At 59.1% G+C, this 23,919-nt stretch carries 24 protein-coding genes, 1 rRNA gene and 1 pseudogene; 16 read left to right on the top strand and 10 right to left on the bottom strand.

All coding sequences use genetic code 11. From position 1 onward, the window contains the following. From rrf to OKB77_RS23065, 8 genes are all read left to right on the top strand, one after another. Nucleotides 1-83, top strand: a 5S ribosomal RNA gene (gene rrf, locus OKB77_RS24090); the annotation flags it as partial. A gap of 165 nt (nucleotides 84-248) precedes the next feature. Further along, nucleotides 249-1,214 (top strand): transcriptional regulator EbgR, encoded by a 966-nt coding sequence (gene ebgR / locus OKB77_RS23095; protein WP_019446210.1) that lies wholly within the window; start codon nucleotides 249-251, stop codon nucleotides 1,212-1,214. Nucleotides 1,215-1,535: 321 nt separating this feature from the next. After that, nucleotides 1,536-4,610 carry a beta-galactosidase subunit alpha gene (gene ebgA, locus OKB77_RS23090; protein WP_265776071.1) on the top strand — a complete coding sequence of 1,025 codons (3,075 nt, stop codon included), beginning with the start codon at nucleotides 1,536-1,538 and terminating at the stop codon, nucleotides 4,608-4,610. Further along, complete coding sequence (locus tag OKB77_RS23085; protein ID WP_204380384.1) at nucleotides 4,607-5,062, top strand: beta-galactosidase subunit beta; 456 nt, start codon at nucleotides 4,607-4,609, stop codon at nucleotides 5,060-5,062. The genes ebgA and OKB77_RS23085 overlap by 4 nt, the downstream gene beginning before the upstream one ends. A 103-nt stretch (nucleotides 5,063-5,165) precedes the next feature. Beyond that, nucleotides 5,166-6,611, top strand: a complete 1,446-nt coding sequence (locus tag OKB77_RS23080; RefSeq protein WP_073348617.1) for an amino acid permease — start codon at nucleotides 5,166-5,168, stop codon at nucleotides 6,609-6,611. Between the two features lie 75 nt (nucleotides 6,612-6,686). Beyond that, nucleotides 6,687-7,025 (top strand): tRNA-binding protein, encoded by a 339-nt coding sequence (locus OKB77_RS23075; RefSeq protein ID WP_005342042.1) that lies wholly within the window; start codon nucleotides 6,687-6,689, stop codon nucleotides 7,023-7,025. 167 nt (nucleotides 7,026-7,192) lie between these two features. Further along, nucleotides 7,193-8,638 carry an amino acid permease gene (locus OKB77_RS23070; protein WP_265776073.1) on the top strand — a complete coding sequence of 482 codons (1,446 nt, stop codon included), beginning with the start codon at nucleotides 7,193-7,195 and terminating at the stop codon, nucleotides 8,636-8,638. 293 nt (nucleotides 8,639-8,931) lie between these two features. After that, nucleotides 8,932-9,882, top strand: a complete 951-nt coding sequence (locus tag OKB77_RS23065) for a bile acid:sodium symporter family protein (RefSeq protein WP_005339573.1) — start codon at nucleotides 8,932-8,934, stop codon at nucleotides 9,880-9,882. A 79-nt stretch (nucleotides 9,883-9,961) separates the two neighbouring features. On the opposite strand, the gene ovoA is transcribed toward OKB77_RS23065, so the two are convergent. After that, nucleotides 9,962-12,112, bottom strand: coding sequence for a 5-histidylcysteine sulfoxide synthase (ovoA, locus tag OKB77_RS23060; protein WP_265776074.1), 2,151 nt, complete (start codon nucleotides 12,110-12,112; stop codon nucleotides 9,962-9,964). A gap of 363 nt (nucleotides 12,113-12,475) precedes the next feature. Between ovoA and OKB77_RS23055 the strand changes: the two genes are divergently transcribed. The 7 genes from OKB77_RS23055 (at nucleotide 12,476) to OKB77_RS23025 (ending at nucleotide 15,778) form a co-directional block, all read left to right on the top strand. Next, a complete protein-coding gene (locus OKB77_RS23055; protein ID WP_005357441.1) occupies nucleotides 12,476-13,198 on the top strand; it encodes a head GIN domain-containing protein in 723 nt (240 codons plus the stop codon). A gap of 197 nt (nucleotides 13,199-13,395) precedes the next feature. Continuing rightward, nucleotides 13,396-13,761, top strand: coding sequence for a carboxymuconolactone decarboxylase family protein (locus tag OKB77_RS23050; protein WP_041209456.1), 366 nt, complete (start codon nucleotides 13,396-13,398; stop codon nucleotides 13,759-13,761). Then, nucleotides 13,761-14,276: a VOC family protein gene (locus tag OKB77_RS23045; protein ID WP_150390091.1), complete on the top strand. Its 516-nt coding sequence runs from the start codon at nucleotides 13,761-13,763 to the stop codon at nucleotides 14,274-14,276. Before OKB77_RS23050 ends, OKB77_RS23045 begins: the two co-directional genes overlap by 1 nt. Beyond that, nucleotides 14,273-14,713, top strand: coding sequence for a DMT family transporter (locus OKB77_RS23040; protein WP_150390092.1), 441 nt, complete (start codon nucleotides 14,273-14,275; stop codon nucleotides 14,711-14,713). Before OKB77_RS23045 ends, OKB77_RS23040 begins: the two co-directional genes overlap by 4 nt. Next, nucleotides 14,713-15,171 (top strand): DMT family transporter, encoded by a 459-nt coding sequence (locus tag OKB77_RS23035; RefSeq protein WP_033114721.1) that lies wholly within the window; start codon nucleotides 14,713-14,715, stop codon nucleotides 15,169-15,171. Before OKB77_RS23040 ends, OKB77_RS23035 begins: the two co-directional genes overlap by 1 nt. Further along, nucleotides 15,164-15,493, top strand: coding sequence for a hypothetical protein (locus OKB77_RS23030; RefSeq protein ID WP_150390093.1), 330 nt, complete (start codon nucleotides 15,164-15,166; stop codon nucleotides 15,491-15,493). The genes OKB77_RS23035 and OKB77_RS23030 overlap by 8 nt, the downstream gene beginning before the upstream one ends. A 69-nt stretch (nucleotides 15,494-15,562) precedes the next feature. After that, on the top strand, nucleotides 15,563-15,778 hold the full coding sequence (locus OKB77_RS23025; protein ID WP_042010302.1) for a hypothetical protein: 216 nt from the start codon (nucleotides 15,563-15,565) through the stop codon (nucleotides 15,776-15,778). Here the strand turns inward: OKB77_RS23025 and OKB77_RS23020 are convergent. The 4 genes and pseudogenes from OKB77_RS23020 to OKB77_RS23010 form a co-directional block, all read right to left on the bottom strand. After that, nucleotides 15,775-16,416, bottom strand: coding sequence for a substrate binding domain-containing protein (locus OKB77_RS23020; RefSeq protein ID WP_265776075.1), 642 nt, complete (start codon nucleotides 16,414-16,416; stop codon nucleotides 15,775-15,777). The genes OKB77_RS23025 and OKB77_RS23020 overlap by 4 nt on opposite strands. 19 nt (nucleotides 16,417-16,435) lie before the next feature. After that, a pseudogene (locus OKB77_RS24085) lies at nucleotides 16,436-16,618 on the bottom strand (helix-turn-helix domain-containing protein); the annotation flags it as partial. A gap of 186 nt (nucleotides 16,619-16,804) precedes the next feature. Then, entirely contained in the window at nucleotides 16,805-17,641 is an 837-nt protein-coding gene (fghA, locus tag OKB77_RS23015; RefSeq protein WP_199427673.1) for an S-formylglutathione hydrolase, read from the bottom strand. Between the two features lie 48 nt (nucleotides 17,642-17,689). After that, on the bottom strand, nucleotides 17,690-18,817 hold the full coding sequence (locus tag OKB77_RS23010; RefSeq protein WP_199427674.1) for an S-(hydroxymethyl)glutathione dehydrogenase/class III alcohol dehydrogenase: 1,128 nt from the start codon (nucleotides 18,815-18,817) through the stop codon (nucleotides 17,690-17,692). Nucleotides 18,818-18,937: 120 nt separating this feature from the next. On the opposite strand from OKB77_RS23010, the gene OKB77_RS23005 reads away from it, so the two are divergent. Continuing rightward, nucleotides 18,938-19,843, top strand: a complete 906-nt coding sequence (locus tag OKB77_RS23005) for a LysR substrate-binding domain-containing protein (RefSeq protein WP_159142822.1) — start codon at nucleotides 18,938-18,940, stop codon at nucleotides 19,841-19,843. 391 nt (nucleotides 19,844-20,234) lie between these two features. On the opposite strand, the gene OKB77_RS23000 is transcribed toward OKB77_RS23005, so the two are convergent. From OKB77_RS23000 to OKB77_RS22980, 5 genes are all read right to left on the bottom strand, one after another. After that, nucleotides 20,235-21,545, bottom strand: coding sequence for a type II toxin-antitoxin system HipA family toxin (locus OKB77_RS23000; RefSeq protein ID WP_270818583.1), 1,311 nt, complete (start codon nucleotides 21,543-21,545; stop codon nucleotides 20,235-20,237). Beyond that, nucleotides 21,545-21,799: a helix-turn-helix domain-containing protein gene (locus OKB77_RS22995; protein ID WP_101323164.1), complete on the bottom strand. Its 255-nt coding sequence runs from the start codon at nucleotides 21,797-21,799 to the stop codon at nucleotides 21,545-21,547. The genes OKB77_RS23000 and OKB77_RS22995 overlap by 1 nt, the downstream gene beginning before the upstream one ends. Nucleotides 21,800-21,968: 169 nt before the next feature. Next, nucleotides 21,969-22,397: a type VII toxin-antitoxin system HepT family RNase toxin gene (gene hepT / locus OKB77_RS22990; RefSeq protein ID WP_157161630.1), complete on the bottom strand. Its 429-nt coding sequence runs from the start codon at nucleotides 22,395-22,397 to the stop codon at nucleotides 21,969-21,971. A 2-nt stretch (nucleotides 22,398-22,399) separates the two neighbouring features. Further along, entirely contained in the window at nucleotides 22,400-22,834 is a 435-nt protein-coding gene (gene mntA, locus OKB77_RS22985; RefSeq protein ID WP_157161629.1) for a type VII toxin-antitoxin system MntA family adenylyltransferase antitoxin, read from the bottom strand. An 855-nt stretch (nucleotides 22,835-23,689) separates the two neighbouring features. Continuing rightward, nucleotides 23,690-23,919, bottom strand: a 230-nt coding sequence (locus OKB77_RS22980) for a hypothetical protein (protein WP_270818578.1), incomplete at its 5' end; no start/stop codon positions are given.

Below are 23,919 nucleotides of genomic sequence, written 5' to 3'. Positions count from 1 at the left end.
TCCCATGCCGAACTCAGAAGTGAAACGCGGTAGCGCCGATGGTAGTGTGGCATTCGCCATGCGAGAGTAGGACACTGTCAGGCACCTATTTAGAAGAGGCCTCCCATTCGGGAGGCCTTTTTGCATTTCTGCGTTCCAAAAATCTGACATGCCGTCGGCATTTTAGTAAAAGTGCTGGGCTATCAAGGGATTGCCCGTTACTCTTTAGCCGTTGCCGATTAACACGTGATGCTGCCAGCGAGGTATTGATGGCTACGTTGAAGGAAATTGCACAGGAAGCGGGGGTTTCTCTCGCCACGGTATCCCGGGTACTGAACGAGGATCCCAGCCTGAGCGTCAAGGAAGAGACCAAGCAGCGGATCTTCGAGATTGCCGAACGGCTGGAGTACAAAACCAGCAGCGCCCGCAAGGGGGTACACAAGAGCAAGCTGCACTTTCTGGTGGTCTATGCCTATCCCCAGAGTACCGAGGTCAACGATCCTTACTATCTCGCTATCCGTTATGGCATCGAGACCCAGAGTGCCCGCCTCAATATCGAGCTGACTCATCTCTACAACTGTGGTGAAGGGCGCGAGCTGAGCGCCGTGGATGGCATTCTGGTTGTCGGCACACTCACAGCCGAACGTCTCGTCCAGCTAAGGGCTTGTTCCAGCCAGCTGGTGTTTGTCGACTGCCGTTCACAGGGAGAGTTCGACTCGGTCGATGTGGATCTCGCCCTGATCAGCCAGCAGGTCGTCGATTACTTCATCGCTCAGGGACACCAGCGCATCGGTTATATCGGTGGCCAGGATGAGAATCCGGATCTGCGCGAACTGGCCTTCCGGGATTATGGTCAGCGGCTGGGGGTGGTGCAAGAGAACGACCTCTATCGTGGGGACTTCTCCAGTGCCTCCGGCTACCAGTTGGCGAAGGAGATGCTGGCGGGTGACTGGCCCAAGGCGCTGTTCGTTGCCTCCGACTCCATCGCCATCGGTGTGCTGCGTGCCATTCATGAGAAGGGACTGGCGATTCCCCAGCAGATCGAGCTTATCAGCGTCAACGATATCCCGACCGCCAAGTTCACCTTCCCGCCGCTCTCTACGGTGCGGATCCACTCCGAGTTGATGGGCTCCCAGGGGGTCAATTTGCTGGTTGAGCGGCTGCGAGACGAGCGGGATATTCCCCTTCGGGTGCTGGTACCGAGCAAGTTGACCCTGCGCGGCACCACTCGCTGATTTTAGTAAAACACTCTGCTTTTTAGTCGCACCATCTTGCGGTGGTGCGACACCTCTCCCAAGTAAACCTCTTTCCCATATCATCCAGTAACTTCATATCATATTGTTTTATAGTTGATTTTATTGCAGTTCAGCCAATGGATATCAACATCTATGCCACTCATCCATATCTTGCCCTCCTTTATCTCCCGCTTCTGATCTCGCTCACAAAACCATCTATTCATTGTGATCAGGTTAAAACTTTACCAATCCAAAGCTGATATTTAGTAAATGTTTATCTAGAGTTTACCCAGTTAACGTTGCCTTGTTCCGGGAGGACATGTGAATAACTGGGAAAACGTCCAATTCGTTGGTGAAAACAGGCTGGCCCCTCGCGCCTACTTCTTCTCTTATGCCGACCACGCGCTGGCGGCCACCATGCAGCGCGAGCTGAGCCGCCGTTTTCTGAGCCTTGGCGGCCAGTGGCAGTTCCACTACTTCGACCACCCCCTGCAGGTACCGGAGGCCTTCTATCACAGCCCCATGAGCGAGTGGGGCCAGATCACCGTGCCCAACATGTGGCAGATGGAAGGGCACGGCAATCTGCAGTACACCGACGAGGGTTTTCCCTTCCCCATCGACGTGCCCTTCGTGCCGACCAACAACCCCACCGGCGCCTATCAGCGCAGCTTCACGCTGAGCCCGGCTTGGGACGGCGAGCAGGTAATCATCAAGTTTGACGGGGTGGAGACCTACTTCGAGGTCTATGTGAACGGCCACTATGTCGGCTTCAGCAAGGGGAGCCGCCTCACCGCCGAGTTCGATATCAGTGCCTACGCCAACATTGGCGAGAACCTGCTGTCGGTACGGGTGATGCAGTGGGCTGACTCCACCTATATCGAAGATCAGGACATGTGGTGGATGGCGGGGATCTTCCGCGACGTCTATCTGGTGGGCAAACCGGCCGCCCATGTGCAGGACTTCTTTATCCGCACCGCGCTGGCTGATGACAACCAGAGCGCTACCCTGAGCTGCGATATCCAGCTCGAGAACCTGGGGGCGGCCGCCCGTGAGCACCGTCTGGTCTGGTCCCTGCTGGATCAAGGCAGCGAGATCGCCAGCGGTTCGCTCGACCATCTCGCCATCGACGGCAAGTGTGATTGCCGCTTCACGCTGGATCTGGCCAGCCCCCATCTGTGGAGCGCCGAAGACCCGTACCTCTACCAGCTGCAACTCTCCCTCTACAACGGTCAGGGCGAGCTGCTGGAGGTGATCCCGCAGCGGGTCGGGGTGCGTGAAATCAAGGTCAAAGATGGCCTCTTCTACGTCAACGGTCACTACCTCAAGCTGCACGGGGTGAACCGTCACGACAACGACCATCTCAAGAGCCGTGCGGTCGGCATGGATCGTGTTGAACGCGATATCGTGCTGATGAAGCAGCACAACCTCAACTCGGTACGTACCGCCCACTACCCGAACGATCCTCGCTTTTACGAGCTGTGCGACCAGTACGGTCTGTTCGTGATGGCGGAGACCGACGTGGAGACCCACGGTTTTGCCAACGTCGGCGATCTCAGCCGCATCACCGACGACTCTTTCTGGGAGCCGGTGTTTGTGGATCGCATCGAGCGCCACGTGCACGCCCAGAAGAATCACCCCTCCATCATCATCTGGTCGCTCGGCAACGAGTCCGGCTACGGCTGCAACATCAGAGCTATGTACCAGCGTTGCAAGGCGATCGACCCGACCCGGCTGGTGCACTACGAAGAGGATCGCGATGCCGAGGTGGTGGATGTGGTCAGTACCATGTATTCCCGCGTCTCCCAGATGAACTGCTTCGGCGAGTTCCCGATGGAGAAGCCGCGCATTATCTGTGAATACGCCCACGCCATGGGCAACGGTCCGGGTGGCCTTAGCGAATACCAGCAGGTGTTCGACCGCCATCCCCACATTCAGGGCCATTACATCTGGGAGTGGTGCGATCACGGCATTCTGGATCAGGACGAGCAGGGCCGCCCGGTCTACAAGTACGGCGGCGACTACGGCGACTACCCCAACAACTACAACTTCTGCATGGATGGCCTCATCTACCCGGATCAGACCCCGGGGCCGGGCCTGCGCGAATACAAACAGGTGATCTGCCCGGTCAAGGTGCGCGCGCTGGATCTGGCGAGCGGCAAGCTGGCGGTCGAAAACCGCTACTGGTTCTCCACTCTCGACGACATCCGCCTGCTGGTCGAGGTGAAGGCCGAGGGCGAACTGCTGGCCAGCCAGCAGATCCGGCTGGAAGGGGTTGCCCCCGGTGCCATCACCGAGTTGCAACTCGAACTGCCATCCCTCGATGGGCGGGAAACCTTCGTCCAGCTGCGGGTCATCAAGGCCACCGCCACCCGCTATAGCGCGGCGGAGCACGAGCTGGGCCAGTACCAGTTCCAGCTGAAAGAGTCGACTCGCCAGCTGCAGCCCTTTGCCAATCCCAACGCCACCCCGTTGCAGATTGCCGACGAGCGCCTCGCGCTGACCTTGAGCGGCAGCGGCTTTGCCCTGCGTTTCTCGCGCCTCGACGGCAAGCTGGTGAGCTGGCAGCAGGATGGTATCGAGCTGATTGAGCGCTCGCCGCGCCTCACCTTCTTCAAGCCGATGATCGACAACCACAAGCAGGAGTACGAGAGCCTGTGGCACCCGAACCACCTGCAGATCATGCAGGAGCACTTCCGTACTCTGAGCTGGCGTCAGCTGGGTGACGCGGTCGAGGTGACGGTCGAGAGCCTGATCGCGCCGCCGGTGTTCGACTTCGGCATGCGCTGCCGCTACGTCTACACCCTGAGCCCGAACGGTCAGCTGCATGTAGCGCTGTCCGGTCAGCCCTACGGCGGTTATGACGACGTCATCCCCAAGATCGGCTTCGAGCTGGGCATTCGTCAGGATCTCGACCGGGTGCACTACTACGGCATGGGGCCGGGCGAAAACTATCAGGACAGCCGCCAGAGCAACTGGATCGACAGCTTCAGCAGCACAGTGGGCGAGATGTGGGAGCACTACCCGTTTCCGCAGGACAACGGCAACCGCCAGCAGGTGCGCTGGGCGACCCTGACCAACCGTCACGGCGCCGGTCTCTACGTGCGGCCCGATGCCCCCATCAACCTGAGCGTCTGGCCCTACAGCTGGGAGCATATCCACGCGGCGCAGCACATCAACGAGCTGGAGCCCTGCGGTTATCTCACCCTCAATCTGGATCACAAGGTGCTGGGGCTGGGCTCCAACTCCTGGGGCTCCGAGGTGCTGGACTCCTGGCGGGTACGCTTCGAGCCGTTCAGCTTCGGCCTGACCCTGCTGCCCATCGCCCGTGGCAACCTCAATCCGGCTGCGCTGGCCGGGCTCGATCTCACCATCAACGGCGGGAGGAACCTCGCATGATCACCCTGGACAACCTGACCCTGTTCAAAAACATCTACCGGGAGGGCAAGAAGTGGGGCCGCTGCGTGGAGGCCATCAACAACCTGCCGAACCTCAAGCCCGGCATCTGCCACTCCATCGGTGACTCCCTCACCTACCGCTTGCAGGAGGGGGCCAGCCCGGCCACCTCACTGTTTGAGGGGCAGCGCCGCTATTTCGACGTCCACTACTACCTGGAAGGGGAAGAGACAGTGGAGTGGGCTGCCAAGTCGGAGTTGCAGGTCGAGCAGGTTTATGACGACACCACAGACCGCGAGTGGCTGGCCGGCGAGGTGCGTGTGCGCCAGAAAGTCGGCAACGGTCAGGTGGTGATCTTCGAGAACGATGAAGCCTACCGTTTCGTCGGCGATGCGCCGGTGCGCAAGGTGATCATCAAGGTCACCGTTGAAGGCGGCTACTTCAAGAACAAATAACAAGCCGCCGGTTCTGCACTGACAAAAGCCGGAAGGGCGGGGCTCACCCTACAAATCATGCCCCGCCATTTCGCCGAGATAACTACAGGTCTGGAGATGCCCCATGTCTGATTCCAAACGCAATACGATAGGCAAGTTTGGTCTGCTGTCGCTCACCTTCGCGGCGGTATTCAGCTTCAACAATGTCATCAACAACAACATCGAGATCGGTCTGGCCTCGGCCCCGATGTTCTTTCTGGCCACCATTTTTTACTTCATTCCGTTTTGCCTCATCATTGCGGAATTTGTGTCACTGAATAAGAACTCCGAAGCGGGTGTTTATGCCTGGGTGAAGAGCTCCCTCGGCGGGCGCTGGGCCTTTATCTCCGCCTACACCTACTGGTTCGTGAACCTCTTCTTCTTCACCTCGCTGCTGCCGCGGGTCATCGCCTACGCCTCCTATGCTTTCCTCGGCTACGAGTACATTCTCACCCCGGTGGCGACCACGGCATTGAGCATGGTGTTGTTTGCCTTTGCCACCTACGTCTCTACCAACGGTGCCAAGATGCTCGGCCCCATCACCTCGGTGACCTCGTCCCTGATGCTGCTGCTGACCCTCTCCTACATCCTGCTGGCAGGTGCGGCACTGGTGGGCGGCGTGCAGCCGGCTGATCCCATCACGGTAGAGGCGATGGTCCCCGATTTCAGCTGGGCCTTCCTTGGCATCACCACCTGGATCTTTATGGCAGCCGGTGGCGCCGAGTCGGTGGCGGTCTACGTCAATGACGTGAAGGGTGGCTCCAAGTCATTCGTGAAGGTGATCATCATCGCCGGGATCTTTATCGGGGTGCTCTACTCCATCGCGTCGTTGTTGATCAACGTGTTCGTGCCGAGCGGTACCCTGAAATATACCGGCGGCTCGGTGCAGGTGTTTGAAGGGCTGGCAGCCTACTTCGGCCTGCCGGAGATCCTGATGAACCGCTTTGTCGGGCTGGTCTCCTTCACCGCCATGTTCGGCTCCCTGCTGATGTGGACGGCGACCCCGGTGAAGATCTTCTTCTCCGAAATCCCGGCCGGCATCTTCGGCAAGAAGACAGTCGAGCTCAACGAGAACGGCGTGCCCGCCCGCGCAGCCTGGATCCAGTACCTCATCGTGCTGCCGCTGATGGTGATCCCGACCTTGGGCTCCAACACAGCGCAGGATCTGATGAACACCGTCATCAACATGACCGCTGCCGCCTCCATGTTGCCGCCGCTGTTCATCATGCTGGCCTACCTCAATCTGCGCCTGAAGCTCGACCACCTGCCGCGGGAGTTCAAGATGGGTTCACGTACCACCGGCATCGCTGTGGTCTCGGTGCTGATCGCCATCTTCTCGGTGGGCTTCCTCGCCTCCACCTTTCCGACCGGCGCCGACATCATGACCATCATCTTCTACAACGTCGGCGGGATTGTGATTTTCCTCGGCTTCGCCTGGTGGAAATACAACAGATACGAGGCCTCCCTCAGTGCCGAAGCGCGTGCCAAAGAGGCCCAGCCGACAGCGCAGGTTGCCATGCAGACGCCATAGCCACTGCATTGAATTCCAATCAAACCGGGTGGCCGTTGGCCACCCGCAACCGTTGAACCAGAAAAGGAAAAGAGCATGAGCGAGACGATCGAGTTTGCCGAATTCAAACGGGTCGAGATGAAGGTGGGCAAGGTGCTGGAGGTGGTGCGTCACCCCGGGGCCGACAAACTCTACATCGTCCAGATCGATGTGGGTGGCGAGCGGCCGCTGCAGACTGTCACCAGTCTGGTGCCTTACTACAGCGAAGAGGAGCTGATGGGCAGCGAGGTGGTGGTACTGACCAACCTCAAGCCCACCAAGATGCGTGGCGAGCGCTCCGAGTGCATGTTGCTCTGCGCCGAGACCCCGGACGAGAGCCAGAGCGTGCTGTTGCAACCGCGGGTGCCGATGGCGCCGGGCACCCCGATCGTCTGACTGGTATTGCGAGCCGGTGCGGTGAGGTTGCACCGGTTCAGCAACGAGGCCGTCCACGCGGCCCGATCATAACAAGAGAGTAAAGCGCGGGGCCGACAGACCCTTGCCGAACACATCACAGAGTCACAGCGCTCCCCGCAGGGAACGCGAGTCCACTGGAGGACACCATGTCTGAATCCGTACGCGGCACCATAGGCAAGTTTGCCCTGTTGTCGATGACCTTTGCCGCCGTGTTCAACGTGCGCAACATCGTCAACAACAACATCGAGCTGGGGCTCAGCTCCGCCCCCATCTTCCTGCTGGCGACCATCGTCTACTTCATTCCGTTCGTTTTCATCATTGCCGAGTTCGTCTCGGCCAACAAAAACTCCGAGTCGGGTATGTACGACTGGCTGAAAAAGCCGCTCGGCACCCGGATGGCCTATCTGGGCTCGTTTCTCTACTGGTTCGTGAACCTGTTCTGGTTCGTCTCCCTACTGCCCAACGTCATCGCCTACGCCTCCTACGCCATGCTGGGCTATGAGTACAGCTTCTCGCCCATGGTCACCTCGATCATCTCCATCGTGCTGTTTGCGGCGGCGACCCACATCTCCACCAAGGGGGCGAGCTGGCTCGGCAAGATTGCCGAAATAGTGGCCTACGGGGTGTTTGCCCTGTTCGCCATCTATGTGCTGGGTGCCCTGATGGCTCTGAGTGGCGATCATGTGCCGGCCCAGCCCATCACGCTGGAGGCGATGACTCCCACCGTCAACTGGGCGACCCTCGGCATCATGTGCTGGATCTTCCAGGCGGCGGGTGGTGCCGAGACCGCAGCGGCCTACCTCAATGACGTGAAGGGCGGCCAGAAGTCCTTCATCAAGGTGATCATCAGCGCCGGTATCGTCATCGGCGCCATGTATGCGGTCGGTTCCCTGTTGGTGAACGTGTTCGTGCCGCGCGAGAGCCTCACCTATGCCGGCGGCATGGTGGAGATCTTCACCGGTATGGCGCAGTATTTCGGGCTCTCCGAGGCGCTGGTGGGCCGCTTCGTCGGCGTGGTGCTGTTTATCGCCATGTTCGGCTCCATGATGATGTGGACCTCGGCGCCGGTGAAGATCCACTTCTCCGAGATCCCGCAGGGGGTTTACGGCGAGAAGACCACCCAGCTCAACGAGCACGGCGTGCCGGTGCGCGCCGCCTGGTGGCAGTTTGTCTTCGTGTTCGCGATGCTGGTGGTCAACGGCTTCGGCTCCGAGTCGGTGCAGCAGATGATGAACACCGCCATCAACCTCACTGCCGGCACCGCCATGTTGCCGCCGATCTTCATCATGGTGGCCTACTTCGTGTTTCGCTGGAAACATGACGACACCCCCCGCGACTTCCGCATGGGCTCGCGCACCTTCGGCATGGCTGTGGTCTCGGTGCTGATCGCCATCTTCGTGGTGAGCATGAGCGCCTCCGCCTTCCCGGCCGGGGTGGATCTGGTGCGCGCCTTCTTCATCAACGTCTTTATGACCGCGGTCTTCTCGGCACTGGCCTACTGGTGGATCTCCCGCTTCGAGAAGCGGCAGGCCCGCAAGCTCGCCGGCAATGAGAAGAAAAGCGGCAACGGCAAGCTGGTCAGCCAGCGCTGATCGGCTGGGGGAAAAAGCGGAACGGGCGGCCTTGGTCGCCCGTTTTTTTATCCATTTAGCCCCGGTTTGGCGCTATCTGGCCGCGGGTCAGCAACTTCCGCTATTCGACAAAGCAAAGGCGTTAAGCATTGATGAACAATTAACCGCTGCACAACGTTGCGCCTCTCCGTTATCGGGGTAAGCTGGAGGTTCGTTTTAGCGGGAGGTGCCAGACATCTCCCGCTCTGTTTCTTGTCCTCCCCAATCCTGACTGTCGCCATGGCAGCAGGATGCCCTTCTGATGGAGACCTTTCGTGCGTCTGGATCCCTTTACTGTTGTGCTGATTGCGGTGGTCACCCTGGCTTCTCTCTTCCCCTGCGAGGGGCAGGTGGCCGTCTGGTTCGGTCTGCTGACCAAGCTGGCGGTGGCGCTCCTGTTCTTCATGCATGGCGCCAAGCTGTCGCGCCAGAACCTGCTGGCAGGTCTCGGCCACTGGCGGCTTCATCTGGTGGTGATGCTCAGCACTTTCGTGCTGTTTCCGCTGCTCGGGCTGCTGCTCACCCCGCTGGTGCCGAGCTGGCTGAGCCCGGCTATCTACCTCGGCTTCCTCTATCTCTGCGCCCTGCCGGCCACAGTGCAGTCGGCCATCGCCTTTACCTCGATGGCAGGGGGCAATGTGTCGGCGGCGGTGTGCAGCGCCTCGGCCTCCAGCATCCTCGGCATCTTCCTCTCGCCGGTGCTGGTGGGGATGATGATCCACGTGCAAGGGGAGGGGATCGACACCTGGCACTCCATCCAGTCCATCATGATGCAGCTGATGCTGCCGTTCGTGGTGGGCCACCTGTCGCGCCCGCTCATTGGCCGCTGGGTCGACAGCCATCGGCCGCTCATCGGCAAGCTGGATCAGAGCTCCATCCTGCTGGTGGTCTACGTCGCCTTCAGCGAGGCGGTGGTGCAGGGGATTTGGCGTCAAGTAAGTTGGTACGATCTGGCCAGTATCGTGCTGCTGAGCTGCGTCTTGCTGGCGCTGGTGCTCTGCTGGAACGTCTGGATCAGCCGTCGTCTCGGTTTCGACAAGGCGGACGAGATCACCATCGTCTTCTGCGGCTCCAAGAAGAGCCTCGCCAACGGGGTGCCGATGGCCAACGTCATGTTCCCGGCCGCCAGCGTCGGTGTCATGGTGTTGCCGCTGATGATCTTCCACCAGATCCAGCTGATGGTCTGCGCCGTGCTGGCCCGCCGCTATCATGAGCAGGGGCATTGATACTCGCGCCATTTTGACTGCCATGAAAAGAGGGAGGCCCGTTGGCCTCCCTCTTTTCATCTGCATGTCGACCGGCGTGCTAGCGTTTGCGCCAGACGGTCAGCTGCGCCACCGTGTGCTGGTATTTGCGGGCGGTCTCGCGGATGACGAAAGGCACATCCCGCGGCGGGCAGTGCTCCTCGAACTCCGCCGCCAGCAGCCGTTGCAGCGCCTGATAGGTGGTGAGCGCCTCGCCGTTTTCACGAATGCCGCCGAGCCAGTTGGCGGGCGGAGTATATTCCGCCAGCCAGGTATAGGGGCTGGTGAGCACCAGCAGGCCACCGCTGCGCAGCCGGGGAGCGATATCCCGCAGGAAGCGGGCGGGCTCCCGCAGCCGGTCGATCAGGTTGGAGGCGAGCACCAGATCGTAGTGGTCATATTTGGGCTTGAGGTTGCAGGCATCCCCCTGACTGAAGTGGATGCGCTCAGCCTGACTCGCCCCCAGCCCGTGGCTCGACAGGCGCGCCTCGCAATACTCCACCAGTTCACCCTCCAGCGGAATGGCGTAGCGGAAGCTGTCCTGGCTGGCGAGGGCCAGCGCCACATCGATGAAGCGGGCCGAGTAGTCGACCCCGTCCACATGCTGGAAGTGGCGAGCCAGTTCGAAACTGGCGCGGCCGGTGGCACAGCCGATATCCAGTGCCCGCTGGTGGTTGCTGCAGAGCTCGCCAGCAAGATCAGCAAGCGTCTTGGCGTAGTTGGCTACCCCGAAGTGGCTCGGGCCGTACTGGAAGTCGAGGTACTGGGCTACGAGCGTGTCGGTTTCATAGGGATTCACGATAACGGGTTCCTGATAACGGGAGACCAGATAGCGGAAACCCGCATGCTGGAAGAAGTGACGCCGGAAGGCGTAACGGGATGATTTGAGCGCTTCGTTACCCGTGCTGATCCAGCTGCCGCCCTTGATCAGGGTGTGCTTGCCATCAAAGGTGGGGGTGGAGAAGTCGTCGTAGAGCGGGTGGATTTTAAAGCCGTCGAAACCGTCGATGGCGGTGCTGGTCCACTGCCAGACATTGCCTACCAGATCGAAGAACTCCCCTTGCGGGCAGGCATCCACTGGGCAGGATGAGGCGAAGCGGGCCAGATTGATATTGCCGGGGGCCTGTGTCCAGTCCGGCTGATCGCCGGGTAGCTGCTCGCGCAACAGCATCCACTCCGCCTCGCTCGGCAGCTGGATGGGAAGTCCGGTCCGAGCCGCCTTCCAGCGGCAGAAGGCAGCAGCCTCCAGCTGGTTGACCTCCACCGGCCAGTCCCATGGCATGGCGACCTGCTCGGTCATCAGCCGCAGCTGCAACTGCCCGGGTTCGGCGGGGTCGCCGACCCAGAAGGTGGGCATCTGCGCCTTGGCGTACTGGCACCAGCCCCATCCCTCCTCATCCCACCACTGTTGCTGGCCGTAGCCACCCGCCTGGACGAAGGCGAGGTACTCGGCATTGCTCACCAGCATGCGGCTGGCCTGAAACGGGGCCAGCTCAATATGGCGCTCGCCATATTCGTTGTCCCAGCCGTAGGTGGCGTCCTGCTTGCCAAGGCGCACCTTGCCGCCGGCCACCGGCAGCAGACTGTTGGCGGGTACCTGATCAATGCGGTGGCGGGCTTCGGGGCAGGCGGGCCAATAAGGCTGCGGCCGCACCCAGGCGAGCGGCAACTGGCGGATGAGCACGCTGGAGGTCTCGAGGTGGATGCGCTCGTGCTCTATCCCCATCAGGATAACCCAGGCCGGGCTCTGCCAGCCGATGGGCAGGGTGAGCGGCATCTGGCGGATGAAATCGCACACCAGCGAACGGACTTTGGCCCGATAGCTGCGCAGCTCGCTGACTTTGGGCCAGTCGTAGTGGGCCTCGTCCAGATCGTCCCAGCTCATCTCGTCCACCCCGATGGCGACCATGGCCTCGATGCGGGCATCCAGCCGCTGGTCGATCAGGCGCGCCGCCAGCAGCTTGTTGATAAAGAAGGCGGCGGTGTGGCCGTAGTAGAAGATGAGCGGGTGGCGCAGGGGGATCGCCTTGTTGAACCAGGCCCGCTCATCGGCCAGACAGTCGAACAGCGAATCGTAGAGATCGAAGGTCTGGCAGAAGTAGGTGAGCAGCTCGCGCCGTTTCTGCTCGGGATCGCTGCCGGTCAGCAGCGGGGTGCGAGTCGGTTCCGGCAGACCGGTGGCGGTGGCATAGAGAGGGCTTGCTTGGGTCACGCTCTGACTCCTTGTTGGCAGTGAAGACTGACAAGACAGTGGTAATGACATTACCGCAATGGAGAGCTTGGTACGCACGAAGTACCACTATTGGCTCAACAGACCGGCAGGGCAATTAAAAACTTCCACGGGCTGTCAGCATAGTGACCGGCAGGGCGACCCGCCAATCAGCCACAATCATATCCGTTCGAGAATGGTTATTTTCACCAAAATATGGTCTAAATGGATCTCTGAATTCTTCGGTTTGTTCTGGGTTTAATGGTTATTTCCTTTTGAATCATTAAGTTAATTTTTGGCTCACGCTTTGCAAAGCATGAAAACCAATTGGCCCTGGATGGCCAACACATAAGGAGGAGAGTAGCGATGAAATGGATGATGGTTGTCATGTTGATGGCGGGGCTCAGTGGGTGTCACTGGCTGGATCAGACCAGAGTGACCGGAACGGGGGCTGTGGTCGAGCGCCAGCAGGTGCTCGGTGACGGGGTGACCCGGGTGCTGGCGGGTGTGCCTGCCACCCTACATCTGGTAGCGGGGGAGCCGCGCGGTATCCTGATCAAGGGGCAGGAGAACCTGCTGCCCTATCTGGTGCTGACCGAGAGCGGTGACAAGCTGGAGATCGAGGTGAAGGAGGGTTACCGGCTCGATCCTACCGAGCCGCTGGAGCTGACCATCACCTTGCCGGTGCTGAACGAACTGGCATTGGCCGGGACCGGCAACGGCGATCTGAGCGGCTTCAAGGGGGATTCGTTGGTGCTGTCGGTGGCCGGTACCGGTGACATCGTCGCCAGTCAGCTGGAGCTGAAACGGCTGGAAGGGAATATTGCTGGCACCGGCAGTCTGGAGCTGGGCAGCGGTTCGGCACAGGCCATCGAGCTGAACATTGCCGGATCTGGCGACGTGCTCGGGAGCGAGATGCGCGGCAACGAGGTAGAGGTCAATATCGCCGGCAGTGGTGATGTGGCGGTACGGGCGCAGGAGACGCTGAAAGTCGGCATCGCCGGCTCAGGCAACATCGCCTACTGGGGCGATCCCAAGGTGGAGCAGCAGATCGCAGGCTCCGGCGGCGTGACCCGAGCGGGCAGCTGATATCAACCGATCACCACAACTGAAACAGGCCCGCAACGGGCCTGTTTTGCTTTTTCCAACACGGCGCTACTCCCTGTGCCATTTGTGCAAATCCTGCATAAGTGATGTTCCGGCCCGCCGGTTTTTCAATACATCCCGCTCCCTAATAATGCGCCTCATCCGCTACGGCGAACTTATCAACTACTGAGGCGTCACTGATGACTACATCATTACCTTTTGCAAATGCCGTGCTCGATGATCAGGCTCTGGTCAGCGGGCTCAAATCCATTCACCCGACCTGGGGCGACATGACGGTCCGCGTGGCCGGCGAAGCCTGGGGCATGCCGCTGCTCGACCAGAAGAGCAAGGCGCTCATCACCATCGCCATCGACCAGATGGCCCTCAACGTCAGCGGTGAAGGTAACCCCTTCGCAGCTCATGTCGATATGGCACTCAAGCAGGGGGCGACCTGGCAGGAGCTTGAAGAGCTGATCGTCTTTGCATCCGTCTATACCGGCTTCAACAAGGGGGCGACCACCATGGGGGCGCTCAACAAATTGCGCCACGAGCGGGGGGATATCTGATGGCCATTCCAGGACTGAAAAAGCCCGATCATATCGGCTTTACCGTGCCCAATCTGGCAGAGGCGATCGCCTTTTTTCGCGACCACTTCGATTTCGAGCTGGCCTATGAGTTCGGGCCCTTTGTGGCGAGTGACAACTGGATGGCGGAGCACCTCAACGTGCATGCCCGCGCCGAGATCACCCGCATTGCAGTGATGAATGCCAAAGGGATCAATTTGGAAATCTTCGAGTATGCCAGCAATATCGAGCGCAACCTCAAGGCTCCCAACAACGCCGATATCGGTGGCCATCATCTCGCCTTCTATGTGGATGACATGGCGGCGGCAGTGGCTTACCTGAAGGAGCGGGGGATCGCCGTGCTGGGCGAGCCGACCTGCATGACGGAGGGGCCGACTGCAGGAGAGTCCTGGGTCTATTTTCTTGCGCCATGGGGCATGCAGCTGGAGCTGGTCTCCTATCCGCAGGGCAAGGCCTATAGCCGTCAATCACCCGTCGCCCTGTTTGATCCACGATGAACGCGCTCCCGGTTTTGCTAATCGTGATGGCCGGCATGGGCCTCTCCTTCGAAGCGGGCCTGCTGGGCCCGCTTGGTGAACAGGTGGGCCATCTGTGGGCCACCCTGAGCATCTTCGGTGTGGGGGCTGCACTGCTCTGGCTGATCCGTTTCTTCACGGTGCGGGGGCCATCCACAGGGTGGCATGGGGTGCCGAAATGGCAGCTGATCGGTGGCTTGCTCGGCCCCGTCTATGTGGTGGCGCTCACTCTCTCGACCCCCATGCTGGGGGTGGCGATGACGATGATCTGCGTCCTGCTGGGGCAGGTGACCAAGAGCTTTGCCATCGACTACTTCGGCTGGTTTGGCATGCAGAAACGGGCAACCCGTCCTCTGCGGCTGGTGGCACTTGGCTGCATCGCGCTGGCGCTGCTGTTTACCTATCTGGGAGCAAACTGATGGTGCTGATTATCGTGTTGGCCATCGTCTCCGGCATGGCGCTCAGCGCCCAGGCGGCGATCAATGGTCAGTTGGGGTCGCGGGTTGGAGTGGTGCAGAGTTCGCTGCTCACCTTCACCATGGGCACTGTGGTGACCGCCCTGCTGATCTTCTTCTTTGAGCCGCCCTATCAGGCGACCCTGCTCAGCGTGCCGAAGTGGCAGCTGGCCGGAGCCCTGTTCGGCATTGTCTACATGGTGGTGATGGTCGCGGCCATTCCACGGGTAGGGGTCGCCATCGCCACTGTGGCCACCATTCTGGGCCAGATGGTGATGAGTCTGGTGATCGATACCATGGGTTGGCTGGGCAATGCCCCCATCCCCCTCAACTACTGGCGCCTTGCCGCCATGATGGCCGTCGCCGCGGCGCTGCTCTGCATCTATCTGGCGAACCGACAACAGGAACAAGTGAATGAGTGAACAGGCAACAACCCTGATGGTCTTTTTCAATCTCAAACCGGGGGCGAACGAGGCGGATTATCTGGCGTGGGCACGGGAGGTCGATCTGCCCACCGTGAACCGGCTCAACAGCGTCACCTCGTTCGAGGTGTTCAAGGGGCTGAAGATGCTGGGGCAACAGAGTGCGTCGCCGTGGGACTACTTCGAAGTGATCCACATCGAGTCGGAGACGCAATTTCTGCAGGAGATCCTGAGTTCGCAGATGCAGCAGGTGATCCGGCAGTTTGAGGCCTTTGCCACGGATGCCCACTTTATCTGCACCCGGAACATCACCACGCTGTAGCCGGCTCGCCAGTGGTGAAGGGGATACCACTCTTGCCACTGGCTTGGCTGCCACAACATCAGAGGCTTTATGAAAAAACAGCTAGGCGAATACCTGCACGTGCTGGCCATCATCTTTCCACTGACACTGCTGATTCCGAGCTGGATGGCGCCGCTGCTGGCGAGATGGCAGCTCGACCCCGCCGCACCCGTCGCGGTGTTGCTCATCGACAGCGTGATCGTGGCCTGCGCCGTCTTTGTCTTGCTGCCGATGCTGCACAAGCTGACCGGCAGGCTGTCTGGCTAAATCTGTCTGGCATCCCAGTAGCAGGGAGTGCCATATTTTCCCGCCAGAAAATCGATCACCACTCTCACCTTGGCGGCGAGCTGGTCGGTCTCCAGATAAAGTGCGCTGATCACCTGCTGCTCCACGCTGGTGGAGACGGTGAACCGGGTCATGATCGGCTTGAGCCGTCCGGTTTTCAGCTCCTCGCCGATGAGCCAGGTGGGGAACACTACAATCCCGGCACCCGCCACCGCGCCGGCAACCAGAGTATCGGCATTGTTGCTGTAGAGGGTGCCGCTCACCTCATAGGGTTGCAGCTGCTCCTGGCCGATGAACCAGCGTTGCAGGCCATTGCTCCCCTTGAAGACCAGACAGTTGTGCTGCACCAGCTCATCCGGACTGGCCGGTTCGCCATGGCGATTGAGGTAGTCGGTGCTGGCCGCCATCACGTAGTGCTGCTGGCCAAACTGTTTCATCCGCAGGGAGGAGTCTTGCGAGATCCCGATGCGGATCAGCAGGTCGATCGACTCGGCCGCCGGATCGACATAGTGATCCGTCTGCTGCAACTCGACCTTGAGCAGGGGGTAGCGCTCCAGCAATTCGGTCAGATAGGGGGCGATGTGCAGCCGGCCAAAGGCGACCGGCGCACTGTTTGGCAAAGGCGACCCCCTCCTCGGTGAGGGAGATGGAGTGGGTATGGCGGTGCAGCAGCTTGGAGCCCACCTTCTCCTCCAACTGCGCCATCTTGCGCGAGACGGACGAAGGGGTCATATCCTGCCGACGCGCCACATCTGAAAAGCTGCCAAACCGGGTGGTCATCAGAAACAGCTTTATCTCCAACAACGAAACGTCGTAGTTCACGGGATTCCTCCTCCATCGCAATCCTCAAGGGTAATCGGCCGACCTTGGCCAGGGCAAGCCGGTATCATGCGGAGGCTGCTACCACTGATGCTCTGCTCTGGCATGCCGTTACCACGAGCAGCAAGGCGGATCTTGTCCGATCACCACAACACCAACTGAAACAGGCCCGTTACGGGCCTGTTTTGATCAGAGGTGGCGGGCGTGAAAGCGCAGGTGCGCCTCGATAAAGCTCGCCACGAAGTAGTAGCTGTGGTCATAGCCCTCGTGGCGGTTGAGCTCCAGTGGCCACTCCTTGCTGGCGGCCACTTCGGCCAGCGCATCGATATGCAACTGCTCGGCGAGGAAGGGATCATCCAGCCCCACATCTACCAACGTTGGTAGCGGTGTAACCGGCTGGTGGCGCAGCAGCTGGCAGGCATCCCACTCCTGCCACAACAGCGGATTGCTGCCGAGGTAGGCGCCGAGCGCCTTCTGGCCCCAGGGGCAGCGGCTCGGGTGGCAGATCGGGCTGAACGCCGAGACCGAGCGGTAGCGACCGGGCTCTCGCAACGCGGCGATCAGCGCACCGTGACCGCCCATGGAGTGGCCACTGATGGCGCGGTGGGTCGAGACCGGGAAGTGGGTCTCTATCAAGTCAGGCAGTTCGCGGGTGACGTAGTCATACATCTGGTAGTGCGCCTGCCAGGGGCTCTGGCTGGCATTGACGTAAAAGCCTGCCCCCATGCCGAGGTCATAACCGGGATCGTCCGCTACGCCGTCGCCGCGGGGGCTGGTGTCCGGCGCCACCAGGGCGATGCCGAGCTCGGCGGCGATACGCTGGGCGCCCGCCTTCTGCATGAAGTTCTCATCGGTGCAGGTGAGGCCGCTGAGCCAGTAGAGCACGGGCACCTTCTGGCCGGTGAGGGCCTGGGGCGGCAGATAGATGGCAAAATTCATCTCGCAGCCGAGCACGCTGGCGTGGTGGCGATAGCGCTTGTGCCAGCCGCCGAAGCTCTTGTTGCTGCTGATAATCTCCAGATTCATCGAAGGACTCCTGCACCCCGCCCACGATGGCGGGCGGGGTGATCATGCTCAGTAGTGGATGACGGTGCGGATGCTCTTGCCTTGGTGCATCAGAGCGAACGCATCGTTGATCTGCTCAAGCCCCATGGTGTGGGTGATGAAGTCATCGAGGCGGAACTCACCCTGCATGTAGCGCTGCACATAGCCCGGCAGCTCGCTGCGACCGCGTACCCCGCCGAAGGCGCTGCCGCGCCAGACCCGACCGGTCACCAGCTGGAACGGACGGGTGCTGATCTCCTGACCCGCTCCGGCGACGCCGATGATGACCGACTCGCCCCAGCCCTTGTGGCAGCACTCCAGCGCCGCACGCATTACCTTGACGTTGCCGATGCACTCGAAGGAGAAGTCGACGCCGCCGTCGGTCAGCTCGACGATCACCTCCTGAATCGGTTTGTCGTAGTCGTTCGGGTTGATGCAGTCGGTGGCGCCCAGCTTGCGGGCCAGCTCGAACTTGCTCTCGTTGATGTCGATGGCGATGATGCGACCGGCCTTGGCCAGACGAGCCCCGATCACCGCCGAGAGGCCGATGCCCCCCAGACCGAAGATGGCGACGCTCTCACCCTCTTTCACCTTGGCGGTGTTCATCACGGCGCCGATGCCGGTGGTGACGCCACAACCGAGCAGACAGACCTCTTCCAGCGGGGCGGCCGGGTCCACCTTGGCGATGGAGATCTCCGGCAGTACCGTGTATTCGCTGAAGGTGGAGGTGCCCATGTAGTGATAGATGGGCTGGCCATCTTTCGAGAAGCGGGTGGTGCCGTCCGGCATCAGCCCCTTACCCTGAGTGGCGCGGATCTTCTGGCAGAGGTTGGTCTTGCCGGATTTGCAGAACTTGCACTCGCCGCACTCGGGGGTGTAGAGCGGGATCACGTGATCCCCCACCTTGACGCTGGTGACCCCTTCGCCGACCGATTCGACGATACCGCCCCCCTCGTGACCGAGAATGCAGGGGAAGACCCCTTCCGGATCCTCACCGGAGAGGGTGAAGGCATCGGTGTGGCAGACGCCGGTGGCGACGATGCGCACCCGCACCTCGCCCGCTTGCGGCGGCATGACCTCGATCTCTTCGATGGAGAGGGGCTGACCCGGGCCCCAGGCGATGGCGGCTTTACACTTGATGCTTTGAACCTGTGCCATGAATGACATCCTTCTTGTTGAGCAGGGTGAACAGAGATGAGTTCGGACATTCAGTGTAGTTTCCCGCCGATTTGGTGATAATGAGGGCAAATCTCAAATCACTTTTACACACAGGTAATAATGTTCGGCTGGGAAGGGATCTGTGAATTTGTCAGCGTGGCGGAGCAGGGGGGCTTTACCCCGGCAGCGCGCAAGCTGGGAGTGTCGGTGGCGCAGGTCAGCCGTCAGGTGGCACAGCTGGAAGATCGGCTGCAGGCCAAGCTGCTGCTGCGCACCACCCGTCAGGTGCGGCTCACCGAGCTTGGCGAGATCTACTATCGCCACTGCCGTCAGCTGCTGGACAACCTCTACGAGGCGGAGCTGGCGGTGGGGCGCCATCAGGCGGTACCGCAGGGCACCCTGCGCATCACGGCCCCCGTCTCCTACGGCGAGAGCCGCATCGCCCCGCTGGTGAATGACTTCATGGTGCGTTTCCCCCAGCTGGAGGTCACTCTCAACCTCACCAACCAGCTGCTGGATCTGGTGCACGAAGGTTACGATCTGGCGCTGCGGCTAGGTCATCTCAAGGATTCGACGCTGGTGGCGCGCAAGCTGGCGCAGCGGGTGCCCTATGTCTGTGCCTCACCGGCTTACACCGCCCGCCACGGCATGCCCAACAGCCTCTCCGAGCTGACTCGCCACACCTGTCTGGTGGGCAACGGCGACGAGTGGCACTTTACTCTGGATGGTCGCCCCCACAGCGTGCGGGTGCGCGGCTTGCTGCAGTGCAACAGTGGTCACGCCCTGCTGGATGCGGCGCTCAAGGGGATCGGCATCATCCAGTTGCCGGACTACTACGTGAGTGACCATCTGGCCCGGGGGGAGCTGATCGAGCTGCTGCCGGAACTGCGGGCCCCGGCGGAGGGGATCTGGGCCCTCTATCCCCATAACCGCCACCTCTCCCCCAAGGTACGGCTGCTGGTGGACTACCTCGCCGAGCGACTGAGCGACCCACACCAACCGGCGCTGGTGATGCCGATAGGTTAGGGCGCTTCCCAGCCGCTGACTTACCGGCGGCGGGCGACAGGTGCGATGGCCGGAAAATAAAAGAGCCCTTGAGGAATCAAGGGCTCTTTTGCAGGTAACAACCGGATGGTCAGTGACCCATCACTCGATGTTCTGGATCTGATTGCGTGATGGACTATAAATAATTATAAAAATCAAGTGCATGATGTAATTTTTCTTATTTTTTAAGAAAAAACTACCCAAAGTACTACCCAGGCAATGGTGATAGCCCCCTGTTTATGCTGAACCATCCCCACGCAGGCCAAGTAGAGGTGGGAAAAGTGGGAAACCGGGAAAACTGGGCCTGGATGTGAGGTGGCAATAGTTGGTGCTTATGTTTTGTCTCTGGCCAGGATTCGTTTCACTTGGTTGACTACCGAGTTAAACGCTGCGCTCTGGTGCTGAGCCCATCCAGAATCGAGTCCGCAATCTGGGCGGGAAATGTATCTGGTAACTGCTGACGGACGGCCGAGATTACTTCATCCAGACTACTTGCCATTTCGTTTAGGATCATTTCCATTTGCACCTTTTCAAATCCAACCGCTTTGGCAGTCTGATAGAAATGGCGAGGAAAAATCTGCTCTATAGCATATTTCTTGCCCTTGGTCGCGGTCAGGCCCATGGCCAGCGTTACATCGCGTGGGTGTAGACCTCGACCACCAAACGCGGGATACATGGAGAGGATGTCGTATAATGGTGTCAGGCGAAAACGCCCTTCCGGTTCGATAAACACCGAGAAATTCTTGGCATGGCCATCGGTTGCAGCCAGTAACCAGAACAGCACCTGAGATTTCATGAACAGGTAGCGATCCTGTTCTGGCGTAGCAGAGCCTAGCAGGATTGTCATGATGTCAGTGATCCCTGGGCCTCCATGGCTCTCGTACTTCCGTGCTGACGGAACATTCAATACCTGACAGAAATCTTCTTGGGGAAGGCGCATGATCCAACTGCGATCTGCAGCGTAACGTCTGTCGAAGCGTTCCACAGCAAGTGCTTTGACTTGGCCGACCTGCATCATGAAGCAGTGAGGTACGGGTAGACCAAACTCCTTGGCAATCAGAGCGCAGATATATTCGTTTTCTACGCTCTGGGAGAGGTCTATCGAGTAGGAGTGGCTTTCAATCTTGCCGATGGGGAGTTTGATAATGTGGGTTGTAGGTGTTGCATTGAGTGGCAAGCACCAACTGCCATCGAGATAGAGCAGCGCTGTCTTTTCTTGTGCCCCGGCGATGGAGATCCGGAACTCCTCTTGCTCCCTGACCATGCCCAAAGGGATTCCTGATTTGTAGCTGGTCAGGATCTGTTCCAGCTCGTCATCGGAAAGGGTCTTATAGTCGATTCGTCGGACATCTGGAACAGCGTTCCCTTCGGTAACCAGCTGTAATGCCCCTACGCTATCCTGGCCAATGCAGCTGAGCAGATCAAAGGGCTGGGTTGATGCCGCTTGATAGCGTGCTACAACCCGGTTCCTCACCTCCGGATTATCTGGCAGCAGATTGTCAAAGAAGTTATAGGCTTCATCGCCCCGGTAGACCTGATGGCGCAATGGCATGGAGAGTGAGATGGGACGGCAACCTGACTGTGCCAGCCATGACTCATGGTACTGAAACTGATGGGCACCGCTGGTAGTTTTGGTGAATGTGCCTACCCGATAGCCGTTCATGTAGACAGCCAGATTGGCCATTACCACTCCTCCTTCCAGCCTGATGTAGGGCTATCGGAGGACTCATTGCGGGGTTTGATATCCAGTGACAACTCGAGTGCTGCGAGGATTTTGAACAGGGTCTCCAGCTTGGTGGACTCAGGGTTGAGCTCGAAGCTGGATACAGTGTCTTGCCTAATCCCCACTTTCTCGGCCACTTTACCCTGGGAAAGCTTTTGCGAAAGCCTGGCATCCTTGATACAGGCGCTCAGCTGCTTGGCGCTGGTTACTTTCATGATTCGACTACCTGGTAGCGTGCGTTCTTCCAATTTACACGCTATGGCAGGTATATCAATATTTACCTGTTATAGAAGGTAAATATCATTTACACGCCATAGGCGGTATTTAACATTTATCCCCTATAGCGGGTAAGAGAACTGCAAACGGAGAGATGACGTCGAAGTTTCAATCAATATGGGCAGCCAACCAGTCGAGCCCCTGTTTGCCAAAGGTAAACAGCTGGTCGCTATAACCCTGGCCAATCACGCTGCGAATAATCTCGGGATCGATATTGAGATAGTCGTGCACCAGCGCATTGCGAAGGCCAATGATCTTGCGCCAGCCGATCAGGGTGTCGGGGGATAGCTCGCCACGCTGGGCCAGGATTTCGAATGCCTGGTAGGCATCCTGTGGGGTATGGCCTGCCAGCGTTTTGGCCCAGTGTTTTGCCACGCCAATGCAGGCTTCGATAGAAACCTGCAGGGTGCGCTCGGCGGCGCGGTACTCCAGATTGGAAAGCGCACGCAGCGCCAGAATAGCCCGGATCTCTGACAGTTCGGCCTGATAGCGCGACAGGCTGATGCGCAAAGCGCCGATATAGGCGTTATCGCTCATCTCTACTCCTCTGAATGATGCTTGCTGATATCGGCCTGGCGACAGGGGTAGCCAAGTTCCATCTGCGACATGATCCGCGCCTCCTCCTGCAAGCGTCGCCCCTCATCACGGCTATAGAGAGGACGATTGGCATCGACCACGGCAAAGGCCAACGGAATGGGGGCCTGATTGATATCGACCACCGAGAGTTTCCCTTCCGCCAGCCCCAGGGCGCGTTGCCACTCCAGCGCCAGCAGTTCGGGCCGCAACCGGTTCTCCAGCGCAGCGCCCAGAGGCCCACTCTGTTTGACCGGATCGAAAGCCACCGCCAGATCCCAGTCGCTGGAGGGCCCAGCCGTCCCCTTGGCGCGGGAGCCGTAAAGCCAAAGCACCTGCACTTGGGGGTTGCTGCTGGCGAGGAGAATCAACTGTTCGAGCATGTCGCTATCGAGTTTCATATTTGGCACTGCCATTTGGTCATTCGATACAGAACTACTGGTTGGTATGGTGCCACATGGCTGGGCTTTTGTACGTAACTTCCAATAGGCTTCATCGAGCCTGCCAAAGCTGGAATGCTATGCAACTCTGGGTTAGACATCTTAAATAAAGACCAAAACGTAACATTTTGATTTGTTGTGGTTATTTTTAAACTTTAACCCCCAAACAGCCAGTTTTAACCCCCAAACAGCTAGTTTTAACCCTCAAGTTGCTCCGTATTCATTCTCCAAAGAATTTCAAATTTTGGTGTTCAGTAGCTATCGCATAGGCCTATCGTGCAACAAACCTACCGCTGGGTTTATCGTGCAATGAACCTACCGTACAAATAAGCAAAACGGGATAGTTTTCCCTACGCAAGGTAATAAACGCACTATGAAAACACTGTAGTGGACTCTTTTGGGTCATTGCCGATGGAGATATACGAATTATCGTGCTGCGAGCTTACTGTTTTTATGCGTAACGTGCAGCAAACCTACCGAAGGGAGGATTTGTGGCCCGCCAGAAGGTAGGCCTATCAAGAAATTAGGGGGCCCTGGATAACAGAGCCGAAGAGAACCTAGTGTCATCACCAGTAAGGTGGCTGGGAGAGGACTGAGTCTAGGGCTGCAAAGTAAGTATGACAGCACTAACCAACTCTTCAAAGTGGCAGAGAAAAAACAGGAATTATTGTGAGGGACGCTACGCATTATCGTGCAGCAAACCTACCGATCCTGACTGAAGTATGTGGGTGGTCTGTATCAAGCGTTCAAAGACAACTCAAAAGCGATCTATTGGTGAAGGCGCAGACTTGAAGTGTGTTCCGTCGGATCAAAAGGCTACCGAAAGGTCGTGTTTTGATGCCGTGTAACGGTTCCAAAAAGGTATACCCCATAAAAACCACCTAATACCCTCTCGAAAATCATATTGAAACCACTTATATTGAACCAATAATTAGGAACCACTTTAAACAGACCGATGGGGGTTTCAATTGTCGTTTTCAGAAGACGGCTGCACTGAACGTCAGAAGCCGACTGCACTATAGCAGCGGAGGGGTTGGATCCATCAG

Source organism: Aeromonas sp. Y318-3 (assembly GCF_027706185.1).
Taxonomy (GTDB): domain Bacteria; phylum Pseudomonadota; class Gammaproteobacteria; order Enterobacterales; family Aeromonadaceae; genus Aeromonas; species Aeromonas veronii.
Note: the sequence above shows the minus strand (reverse complement) of the source record. Positions and strands in the feature narration are given on the sequence as shown.

Coding starts and splice junctions, on each gene's coding strand:
- ebgR (WP_019446210.1), top strand. CDS start 249: ATGGCTACGTTGAAGGAAATTGCACAGGAAGCGGGGGTTTCTCTCGCC.
- OKB77_RS23085 (WP_204380384.1), top strand. CDS start 4,607: ATGATCACCCTGGACAACCTGACCCTGTTCAAAAACATCTACCGGGAG.
- OKB77_RS23080 (WP_073348617.1), top strand. CDS start 5,166: ATGTCTGATTCCAAACGCAATACGATAGGCAAGTTTGGTCTGCTGTCG.
- OKB77_RS23075 (WP_005342042.1), top strand. CDS start 6,687: ATGAGCGAGACGATCGAGTTTGCCGAATTCAAACGGGTCGAGATGAAG.
- OKB77_RS23070 (WP_265776073.1), top strand. CDS start 7,193: ATGTCTGAATCCGTACGCGGCACCATAGGCAAGTTTGCCCTGTTGTCG.
- OKB77_RS23055 (WP_005357441.1), top strand. CDS start 12,476: ATGAAATGGATGATGGTTGTCATGTTGATGGCGGGGCTCAGTGGGTGT.
- OKB77_RS23050 (WP_041209456.1), top strand. CDS start 13,396: ATGACTACATCATTACCTTTTGCAAATGCCGTGCTCGATGATCAGGCT.
- OKB77_RS23045 (WP_150390091.1), top strand. CDS start 13,761: ATGGCCATTCCAGGACTGAAAAAGCCCGATCATATCGGCTTTACCGTG.
- OKB77_RS23040 (WP_150390092.1), top strand. CDS start 14,273: ATGAACGCGCTCCCGGTTTTGCTAATCGTGATGGCCGGCATGGGCCTC.
- OKB77_RS23035 (WP_033114721.1), top strand. CDS start 14,713: ATGGTGCTGATTATCGTGTTGGCCATCGTCTCCGGCATGGCGCTCAGC.
- OKB77_RS23030 (WP_150390093.1), top strand. CDS start 15,164: ATGAGTGAACAGGCAACAACCCTGATGGTCTTTTTCAATCTCAAACCG.
- OKB77_RS23025 (WP_042010302.1), top strand. CDS start 15,563: ATGAAAAAACAGCTAGGCGAATACCTGCACGTGCTGGCCATCATCTTT.
- fghA (WP_199427673.1), bottom strand. CDS start 17,641: ATGAATCTGGAGATTATCAGCAGCAACAAGAGCTTCGGCGGCTGGCAC.
- OKB77_RS23010 (WP_199427674.1), bottom strand. CDS start 18,817: ATGGCACAGGTTCAAAGCATCAAGTGTAAAGCCGCCATCGCCTGGGGC.
- OKB77_RS23005 (WP_159142822.1), top strand. CDS start 18,938: ATGTTCGGCTGGGAAGGGATCTGTGAATTTGTCAGCGTGGCGGAGCAG.
- OKB77_RS23000 (WP_270818583.1), bottom strand. CDS start 21,545: ATGGCCAATCTGGCTGTCTACATGAACGGCTATCGGGTAGGCACATTC.
- OKB77_RS22995 (WP_101323164.1), bottom strand. CDS start 21,799: ATGAAAGTAACCAGCGCCAAGCAGCTGAGCGCCTGTATCAAGGATGCC.
- hepT (WP_157161630.1), bottom strand. CDS start 22,397: ATGAGCGATAACGCCTATATCGGCGCTTTGCGCATCAGCCTGTCGCGC.
- mntA (WP_157161629.1), bottom strand. CDS start 22,834: ATGAAACTCGATAGCGACATGCTCGAACAGTTGATTCTCCTCGCCAGC.